General features: G+C 47.0%; 9 protein-coding genes and 1 pseudogene. 9 read left to right on the forward strand and 1 reads right to left on the reverse strand.

Going from position 1 to position 9,134, the window contains the following annotated elements; genetic code table 11:
* Positions 1 to 136: 136 nt before the first annotated feature.
* From RM811_RS02875 to RM811_RS02885, 3 genes are all read left to right on the forward strand, one after another.
* A complete protein-coding gene (locus tag RM811_RS02875; protein ID WP_402520581.1) occupies positions 137 to 2,050 on the forward strand; it encodes an ATP-binding protein in 1,914 nt (637 codons plus the stop codon).
* Between the two features lie 423 nt (positions 2,051 to 2,473).
* On the forward strand, positions 2,474 to 3,253 hold the full coding sequence (locus RM811_RS02880; RefSeq protein WP_402520583.1) for a rhodanese-like domain-containing protein: 780 nt from the start codon (positions 2,474 to 2,476) through the stop codon (positions 3,251 to 3,253).
* Positions 3,254 to 3,487: 234 nt separating this feature from the next.
* Positions 3,488 to 4,288 (forward strand): substrate-binding periplasmic protein, encoded by an 801-nt coding sequence (locus tag RM811_RS02885; RefSeq protein ID WP_402520585.1) that lies wholly within the window; start codon positions 3,488 to 3,490, stop codon positions 4,286 to 4,288.
* A gap of 335 nt (positions 4,289 to 4,623) precedes the next feature.
* Here RM811_RS02885 and RM811_RS02890 read toward each other — a convergent pair whose 3' ends face one another.
* Positions 4,624 to 4,836 (reverse strand): hypothetical protein, encoded by a 213-nt coding sequence (locus RM811_RS02890; RefSeq protein WP_402520586.1) that lies wholly within the window; start codon positions 4,834 to 4,836, stop codon positions 4,624 to 4,626.
* Here RM811_RS02890 and RM811_RS02895 point away from each other — a divergent pair.
* From RM811_RS02895 to RM811_RS02920, 6 genes and pseudogenes are all read left to right on the forward strand, one after another.
* Positions 4,756 to 5,454, forward strand: coding sequence for a TIGR01212 family radical SAM protein (locus RM811_RS02895; protein ID WP_402520594.1), 699 nt, complete (start codon positions 4,756 to 4,758; stop codon positions 5,452 to 5,454). The two genes, RM811_RS02890 and RM811_RS02895, sit on opposite strands and share 81 nt — an antisense overlap.
* Positions 5,455 to 5,790: 336 nt before the next feature.
* Positions 5,791 to 6,231, forward strand: a pseudogene (locus RM811_RS02900) (TOTE conflict system archaeo-eukaryotic primase domain-containing protein); the annotation flags it as partial.
* A 22-nt stretch (positions 6,232 to 6,253) separates the two neighbouring features.
* Entirely contained in the window at positions 6,254 to 6,511 is a 258-nt protein-coding gene (locus tag RM811_RS02905) for a hypothetical protein (RefSeq protein WP_402520596.1), read from the forward strand.
* Between the two features lie 121 nt (positions 6,512 to 6,632).
* Positions 6,633 to 6,965, forward strand: coding sequence for a helix-turn-helix transcriptional regulator (locus RM811_RS02910; RefSeq protein WP_402520588.1), 333 nt, complete (start codon positions 6,633 to 6,635; stop codon positions 6,963 to 6,965).
* Positions 6,955 to 8,229 (forward strand): type II toxin-antitoxin system HipA family toxin, encoded by a 1,275-nt coding sequence (locus RM811_RS02915; protein WP_402520590.1) that lies wholly within the window; start codon positions 6,955 to 6,957, stop codon positions 8,227 to 8,229. The genes RM811_RS02910 and RM811_RS02915 overlap by 11 nt, the downstream gene beginning before the upstream one ends.
* A 686-nt stretch (positions 8,230 to 8,915) precedes the next feature.
* Complete coding sequence (locus tag RM811_RS02920) at positions 8,916 to 9,125, forward strand: cold-shock protein (protein ID WP_402520592.1); 210 nt, start codon at positions 8,916 to 8,918, stop codon at positions 9,123 to 9,125.
* Positions 9,126 to 9,134: the final 9 nt, after the last annotated feature.

Below are 9,134 nucleotides of genomic sequence, written 5' to 3' on the forward strand. Positions count from 1 at the left end.
CTTCATTAAGACTCAATCCGGTTTAACTCTTGACTGGCGGCGTCGAGTTCAATGAGTTAATGCTCATTCGGCTGCTAAACTGGAGGAATATGCGCCAAGGCAGGCACTAAAAATAATATGGATCAGGATAGCTGTAATGGTTAGTCATAAATCCCGAAGTCACCCACTGGCCAGAAAACTGGCACTTATGATTATACTCTGTAGCTCGGTGATTACGTTTATCGCCATTTCATTGACGCTGTTGAAACAGTATTACGATGATGTGGACAATTTAAGCGAGAGAATAAATTCGGTCAAGGTGATCAGTTTGTCGGCCCTGGCCAAGAGTTTATGGGAGTTTGATGATGAGCAGGTCCAGGTCATTATCTATTCTATCCTGAAACTGGATGATGTGGTTTATGTCGAAGTAAGCACAGAACATTGGGATGGCAGTTTACGAAAGCTGGCGACGCACGAAAATTTCAACGGTCAAAAGGATGGCTTGTTGTCAGTGACGCTGGACCTGCATTTGCCTGACAACCTTGATGCACAGCAAAACCATGGTAACAAGACAAAACTGGGTGAACTACGGATTATCGCCAGCCTGGATGGCATCTATCTGCGTTTATGGAAGCAGGCAGGCTTTATTGTCGCTACCCATGGCATAAAAACCTTTGCAATTACTTTTATAATATTGTGGTTGCTACGAACCTTGCTGATTCGTCATTTACAACATATTGCTGATCACACCCGGAAACTGAGCCTGGAAAATCCCTTTCAGCCTCTGTCTTTGTTACGACAAGAATCTTCCCATAGAGACGAGCTGGATGATGTGGTTTTCTCGCTGAACAGCATGCATGAAAGCCTGCTGGAAGAGCAAGGCAAACAACTGCAGAGTCTTGAGCAAAAACTCAAGGCTGATGCCGCCAATAAAGCCAAGTCTGAGTTTATTGCCACCATGAGTCATGAGATTCGCACGCCCATGAATGGCATTCTGGGTATGCTGGATATTATTGACAGTGACCATCTGCCTACTGATCAGCAGGGGTATTTACAGACGGTTCGGCAATCCAGTGAAACATTGCTGAATATCATCAATGATATTCTGGACTTTTCCAAGATTGAAGCCGGTAAGATGCAGCTTAATAGTACGGCTTTTGATCTTCGTCTGCTGGTGCAACAGAGTTGTGATCTGTTTAAGGTGGCGGCAGATGAAAAAGGTCTTTTGCTGGCGCATTCCAGCAGCGAAGATGTGCCTTTTCTGCTGGAGGGAGATGCCGTGCGCATACGGCAGATATTGATGAACTTGATCAGCAATGGGATGAAGTTCACTAATGGCGGAGGTATTCAGGTTCATATAACAACTGAAGCTGGGGCGCAGCCGGATTTTCCCTCCATCAAAGTCTCGGTGCAAGACAGTGGCTGCGGCATGTCGGCTGAGGAATTGGCGAGAATATTCCAGCCATTTGAACAAGGTGCTGAAGGCCGGCTTCAGGGGCGTAGCGGAACGGGGCTGGGTCTGGTGATATGTCAGCGACTGGTGACGCTGATGGACGGCAGCATGGGGGTAGACAGTGAATCAGGCAAGGGCTCTGTTTTCTGGTTTTCTTTGCCTTTGCCAGAGGCTGCCAATGGGGCAGATACCGATTCTGACGCTGCACAGACAGCGCCATTTGATCCTGAATCCCTGGCTGGCTTAAAAGTACTCGTGGCAGATGACAATAGAGTTAATCGTTCGGTAATAGAAGCGTTACTTAAGCGTTGTGGCATAACCGCTACCTTTGTTGAGGATGGTAACCAGGCTGTTAATGTTTTTATGGATGAACAGGGGGATTTTGACCTGATTCTGATGGACTGTGAGATGCCCGTCATGGATGGTTATTTGGCAACTGCGGCCATCAGGCACTGGCAGCAACTTCACAGTGAACATCATGTGCATATCACCGCCTTATCAGCACATTATACGAGTTATCATAGAGAAAAGGCTATTCAGGCAGGTATGGATGATTACCTCTCCAAGCCGATTAAATTGCTGGAGCTACAGCAGTTCTTACAAAGCATAAAAATTTGAAGTGAGTACTGTATGACAATGTCAGTTTTTCTTTATCATTTGTGTATGCAAAGTGTGGATAGTCTGGTACGCAAGCTACTGTTGTTTTGCTGGCTGGCAATATTTGCCATATCAGAACCTTACCGGATGAAGGACTTTTACCTTCAATCTTTTGCCGATTTATCTCGGCGCAGTGTGTGTCCTGTTTTTTTCTCTATTTTTTTCTATTTTTTTCTTAAAAATAGCGGGTTGGTGGGAGTAGGGGGAGATGAGGTTCCCCAACCGCTTGCCAATATAAGGTATGTAGGGTAGGTGTTGTTGGCTGAGTGTTTACCTGGAAACCAGGGGTGGCATGGCATAATTCATCGTGATTATCCCATTCTGACAAATATATCACTGATATTCTGCCTATATTTAAAGGTAAGTTCTGTTTAAGGTATGGTAATGAGATTCTTTTCCAGACTATTGGCGTTTTTATTTATATCTGTTTTTCTGTTTATTCCTTTATCCGCTTTCTCAGAGGATGCATTCCCTTATCGCAGTGATTATGCGGATGTAAAAGTGATGGAATTGAGTGACCTTCTGAAGGAATACGAGGATGTGTTGATCGTTGATGTCCGGTCAAGCCTGGAGTTTGATGTGATTCATATGACTCGAGCCATGCATGTGCCCATGTCAACCCAGGGTTTTGAGAATGAAGTTAAAGACTTGCACTCGGAGGGTGTGAAAGTGGTCGCTTACTGCAACGGCCACACGTGTAAGAAGTCTTATAAGGCCGTCAGGCGTTTGATGAAGGCAGGTATTAATGAGGTTTATGCCTTTGATGCCGGCATATTCGATTGGGCAAAGGCCAATCCTGATAAGACGGTCTTGATGGGCGAAAGCCCTGTTGAGTCGAGCAAGCTGATTCCCGGGTTTGAATTGAAGAAACACTTTTTAGATAGTTATGGATTCTTTAAGCAGGCCAAAAGCAAAGGCGATGAGGCCCTTTTGATTGATGTCAGGGATAATTTTCAGATAGCAGGGACCGAACGTTTAAAGGACGCGCGCGCGGTGCCTTTCGATCGCTTCCAAAAGTGGCTGGAGGCAGGTAATGGCAAGAATAAGACCATTTTTGTCGTTGATGCCGTGGGTAAGCAAGTTCGCTGGCTTCAGTATTATCTGATTAAGTATGGTTATACGAATTACTTTTTTCTGGAGGGAGGCGTTGCCAGCTTGAAGTAAGCCTTTCTTGGTCTGGGCTATGTTCCGCTTACTAAGGTTGGTTATGAAGCTGCCACTGGTATCAGACACTGGCAACAATTGCACAATTAATATCATGTTCATATCACAGTCTGGTCGGCACATAATACTAGCCATCACAGAGAAGAAGGTATGGATGATTACCTCGGCAATCCGATTAAATTGCCAGAGCTACAGAAGTATTTACAAAGTATAAAAATGTGAGGCGAGGACTGTATGGTGATGTCAGTTTTTCTTTATCTGCGTATGCAAGGCGTGGGTAGTCTGGTATGCAAGTTACTGTTGTTTTTCTGGCTGGCAATATTTGCCATGTCGAGACTGGCAGCACAGGAAATATTGATAGCCGCAGAAGATAGCTGGCCACCTTTTTCAGATCAGAGTGGTAACGGGGTATCCCGGGCATTAGTGACAGCCGCGCTGGCGAGAGAGGGGGTGCAAGCGAAGATATTTGTTGTGCCCTATGCCCGGGCATTAAATGATACCGAAACCGGCAAGGTCAATGCCTGCTGGAATGTCACGCGTCAGCCCAGTACTGAAAAGCAGTTTATCTTTGGTGAGGAAGCCCTGTTGACGGCCAGGGCATCTTATTTTTATGCCCCGGATAGTGATCTGGATTTCACTTCTGTAGAGAGTATCCCCGACCAGACCCGGGTAGGCGTCATCATCGACTATGAATACGGATCAAGTTTCAGCCAGCACCAGCAGCGCTTTAAATTGACCAGGGTAAACAGTCAGGCGCAACTGATAAAACTGCTACTTAGCAAACGTATTGATGTGGCAATCATGTTTGATGAAGTTGCACAATACACGTTGCAAACCGTGGGTATACCAGCCTCGGCGATTATTAAAGGACAACAAAACCATGTCAGTGACATTTATGTGGCTTTCAGCAGAAAATATAAAGAAAGTCGTGCGCTGGCAGCCAAACTGGATAAAGGACTGAGAGCCCTGAAAGCCTCAGGAGAGTATGAGAGATTATTTGCGGCAGGATTGCAGCAAAGTGCAAACAGCGATTGATTTAAAGGAACAAAATGACTGAATCTGGCGGGACTTTCACAAATCTGGCTGGGAGAGAACGGGGGGGGAGAAGACAATACAAGAATTTCTTTCCTTGAATCGTTCTGGATGGCTACAGCAGGTGGAGGTAAGGCGCTTCAATAAAATATTGGGTTGATCCGAAAAGGCTTCCGCTTTGATGCTGTATTGGTGGATGCTGATATTCAGGACTGTGATCTAAAAATATGGCAAGGGCAGGATGAGCCTTCGGATATTCTGGAAAGGATTATCTCCACAAGCAACAGGCAGAACATTACGGGGAAATTTGAGGGGCAGGTCTTTCTATTTGATTGAATTCAATAACCAAGACCCGCCCCCGGTTTTGCGATGCCTCCTTCAGCCCTGGCAGCACCAAAGCGGGGAATATCTTTGAATAGATTCGTCAGGCTCAGGAAAAGGTAGGAGCCCGTACCGGAGCCAGAAAATTCATTGCCTACTTTCAGTCCTACAGTAATACCTACGGCTCTCCTGAAGATCTCAAACGCTATTATGACGAGGCTCTGGCTCACCCCGGAGTGATTGGCCTGGCTGTTGGTACACGGCCTGACTGTGTGCCGGATCCGGTTCTTGAGCTTCTGTCTGACTATCAGGATCAAGGCTATGAAGTCTGGCTGGAACTGGGCCTTCAATCCAGCTTTGACCACACGCTTGAGCAGATCAACCGTGGGCATAGCTATGACGATTATGAAGACGCAGTGAGCAGGGCAAAAAAATACGGACTTAAGTTGTGTACCCATCTGATTGTTGGGCTACCCGGAGAAGAACCTGAAGACTCCCTGGTAAGCTTTGACCGTGTCACTGGTCTTGGGGTTGATGCTATTAAGGTACACCCGCTTCATATCGTAAAAGGCACTAAAATGGCACGAAAGTATCGTAATGGTGAAGTTCGTGAATTAACGATGGAATCCTATACGGACGTGTTGGCGAAGATGATATTGCGGGCTCCCGAAGAGCTGCTGTTTCACAGGCTGACGGGCTCCGGCGAGCGGCAGTACCTTCTTTCTCCAGAGTGGAGCATGCATAAGTGGGATGTGCTGGGGGCGCTCTACAAAAAGCTGGAAGCTAATGAGGCAGAGGTAATTAAGTCGGTAAATAGTGCATTAAGTCGGCCAGCGAGAATAAAATAATCGTCTACCTACCTGTTAAGTGATCAACAGGTAGTGTGGTTTTTTATACCTAAAAAAAGATATAAAATATTCTCCTTATTCCAGAATCGAGAAGCAACTGAGACGATGGCTTGAAGAGAAAAAGCGTGGCACGGGGCATGGTCTGGAGTATATTCCGAGTCTTTATACTAACGAAATCGAGTCTGCAATAAAAAATCAGCAGCTGGTTGACTATCTTCAAGAGCTGATAAACTCCTCCTAAAGCACTCAGCTCCTGGAACTAAACTGGACGATCACTCCAAAGAAATTCAGATCATCGGCCAACGCCTTCAGGAACTGGAAGAAGAAAGGCTGAGTTTGCTCGCAAGACGGCAGCAACTAATTGCCATTCAAGGCAAAGAACATCCCGCAACAGCTGAACTGAGTCCCAGAGAGAAAATTCAGATCTACCTGTCTCTTTTCAAGGGGCGGGACGATGTTATTGCTGTACGATGGCAAAGCAATAACTCGGGGCGGTCTGGTTACTCTCCTGCCTGTCATAATGAATGGCGACCGGGTATTTGCCAGAAACCCAAGGTTAAGTGTACTGACTGTCCCCATCAGAATTTTGAGCAATACACGGAGCAAGCCGTCCACAGCCATTTGACAGGAAAGCGCACACTCGGCATTTATCCCCTCGGCTCTAATGACACTTGTTGGTTTCTGGCGGCTGACTTTGACAAGAAAAGCTGGCGAGATGAGGTCGGTGCATTTGTTCAGGCCTGTCAGGTTTACGACGTTACCTGTCATCGGGAAGTATCACGTTCCGGTAATGGGGCGCATGTCTGGATATTTTTTTCTTGTCCAATACCTTCCGAAGCTGGATACCCTGTTTCTTGCTTTGCCTGTTTCCTGGAAAGGCACCCTTGCTCAATATGCGGGACGAATCCACCGGGAGCATGAAGGGAAAACAGAGGTCGTCATATATGACTACACAGATTCGGCTGTTCCTATGCTGGCCAGAATGAAGCAGCGTAGAGAGAAGGGGTATAAGAATCTTGGGTATGTTGTCGATTCAGGTATGGATAGGCTTCTATAAATCAGCAACCGCAATTAAGCTTTTGGTGGAATACCGCATTCTCATAAAATGACCAATATATTGGCCATAAATGTATATTGTGACTAATATTATATTCAATATTTGTAATTGGATTCACCCCATGCCCAACCCAAGGCGTTATACTCCATACTGCATTGCGGCCGCTGAACTGCTGGGTCGTCAAATCCAGCTAGGACGCAAGCAGCGCCGTTGGACAGAAAGCGAACTGGCGGGACGGGCGGGTGTCTCCAGAGCGACGCTGCAGAAAATTGAAAAAGGCGATCTGTCCTGCACTCTGGGGCTGGTATTTGAGGTGGCCTGTCTGGTTGGCGTGCCACTGTTTGAGGATAACCCTGCATCTCTGGCGGTTAAACTGGACCGAACCCTGGATAAAATCGCCCTGCTGCCCCAAAGTATTCGCAAGGGCTACACAGAGGTAGACGATGACTTCTGAACCCGCTTATAGAGACGCATTTGTCTGGATCTGGCTGCCAGACAGCTGTGATCCGGTAGTTGCTGGCAGGCTTGTAAACGACAACGGATACCTGTTATTTAATTACGGTAAAAGCTACCTGCAACGGCCTGATGCGATTCCAATTTATGAGCCCGAGCTGCCCCTGCGTTCCGGTCAACTGCCACTGGTCGGTGGACTCAGTATGCCCGGCTGCATTCGTGATGGCTCACCGGATGCCTGGGGGCGCAGGGTTATTATCAACCAGAAACTGGGTTTGCAAGGCAACAGGGTCGATACAGCAGAGCTGGATGAACTGACCTATCTGCTGGAATCCGGCTCTGACCGTATTGGGGCACTGGATTTTCAGTGCTCCCCCACAAACTATATTCCCCGGCTCTCAGCCAGTGCGACACTGGAGCAGTTGCTGACTTCGGCAGAGCGCATTGAACAAGGTCTCCCGGTTCCGAAAGAGCTGGAACAGGCTCTTCATCATGGCACATCGATCGGTGGTGCCAGACCCAAAGCCCTGATTGAAGACGGTGACAATAAATACATCGCCAAGTTCTCCTCCAGTTCCGATCTCTACAGCGTGGTCAAGGCCGAATTCATCGCCATGCGACTGGCCAGCCTGACGGGCTTGAATGTGGCTGATGTATCACTGGCACAGGCGGCAGGAAAGGATGTTTTGTTGATCCGGCGGTTCGACCGGGAGCTGACCAATAAGACCAATAAGGGCTGGTGCAGAAAACACATGGTGTCGGCTCTCACCCTTCATGGGCTGGATGAAATGATGGCCCGTTACACCAGTTACGAACAGCTGGCCGATCTGGTTCGCCAGAGGTTCAGCTGTGCCCCACAGACGCTGCGTGAGCTGTTTGGGCGCCTTGTTTTCAATATTCTGTGTGGCAATACCGACGATCACGCTCGAAACCATGCCGCATTTTGGGATGGTCGTATGCTGACCCTCACCCCAGCATACGACATCTGTCCGCAAGGGCGAACGAGGCAGATCGCCACTCAGGCGATGCTGATTAAAGGCAATCAGCGGCAGAGTCAGTTATCGCTGTGCCTGCAGGCGGCTGATATTTTCCTGCTAACAAGGGAGCAGGCCAAGGATATTATTGAACACCAGAAAGCGACTATCGAAAAATTCTGGGTTGAAGTCTGTGATGAGGCTGAACTCAGTGAGGTGGATCGCACACTGTTCCGTGGCAGGCAATTTCTGAACCCTTATAGCTTTGAAAATTATCCAGGGTTGGGTTAAGAGTGATGGCTTTTCGTTGAATGACAGTGGGGATTGAGGCACGGGTATTCAAGAGAGGAAATTCCCAACATCTTTTTGGTACTAAAAGACTATTTATTAAGGATGCCGGGGGGGACTTGCTGTTGTGAAATAAGCGCTGTATCTTGTTGAAAATAAAGCCTTTTCATATTCACCGACTTATTGCACTAAATTGAAGGGGGAGTTCCTCCTCCATTTACCAGCTAAATTATTCTTCATTTATTCAAACAAATGTTTGATTCCTTTATTTTCAAGGGGTTGAGAGGCGACTTATCTACCGACTTAATTGCCTATGTCTCACTAATGAGGCAGAGGCAATAGCGATGGTAAATGGTGCATAAAAAAGTGTCCGGAAAACCCTTGCCATATCAACCAATGTCCAGCTGAACCAAGCCGAGAGCTGAAAAGCATCCAGTTGGAAAGGCATTATCAGGCACCATGCACGAATGGCTGAGTATCTTGTGTCGTGGAATAAATGCAAACACCGATGGTTATCAGGATATTATCCTGTATAATGGCCGGACGTTAAAAGTGTGATTTATTTGTTATGTATAGATTTGATGTTCCGGGTGTCGTAACTCGCCATACTCTTCATTAGCAATAATAAACTTCTAGCATTACCGCCTTATTGCAAGGCAACATTTATTATTTAAATTCAGGATATGACAATGGCTACTACTACCGGTACTGTTAAGTGGTTCAATGATGAGAAAGGTTTTGGTTTCATCACTCAGGATAATGGAGGGCCAGACGTGTTTGCTCACTTCCGTCAGATCACAGGTGATGGCTTCAAATCTCTGGCAGAAGGCCAGCGGGTTGAGTTCACCATCACTCAGGGCCAGAAAGGTCCTCAGGCTGAAGATATTCGACCACTGTAATGGTCGGGG

Origin of the sequence: Endozoicomonas sp., from assembly GCF_031844845.1 — a bacterium.
Lineage (GTDB): Bacteria > Pseudomonadota > Gammaproteobacteria > Pseudomonadales > Endozoicomonadaceae > Endozoicomonas.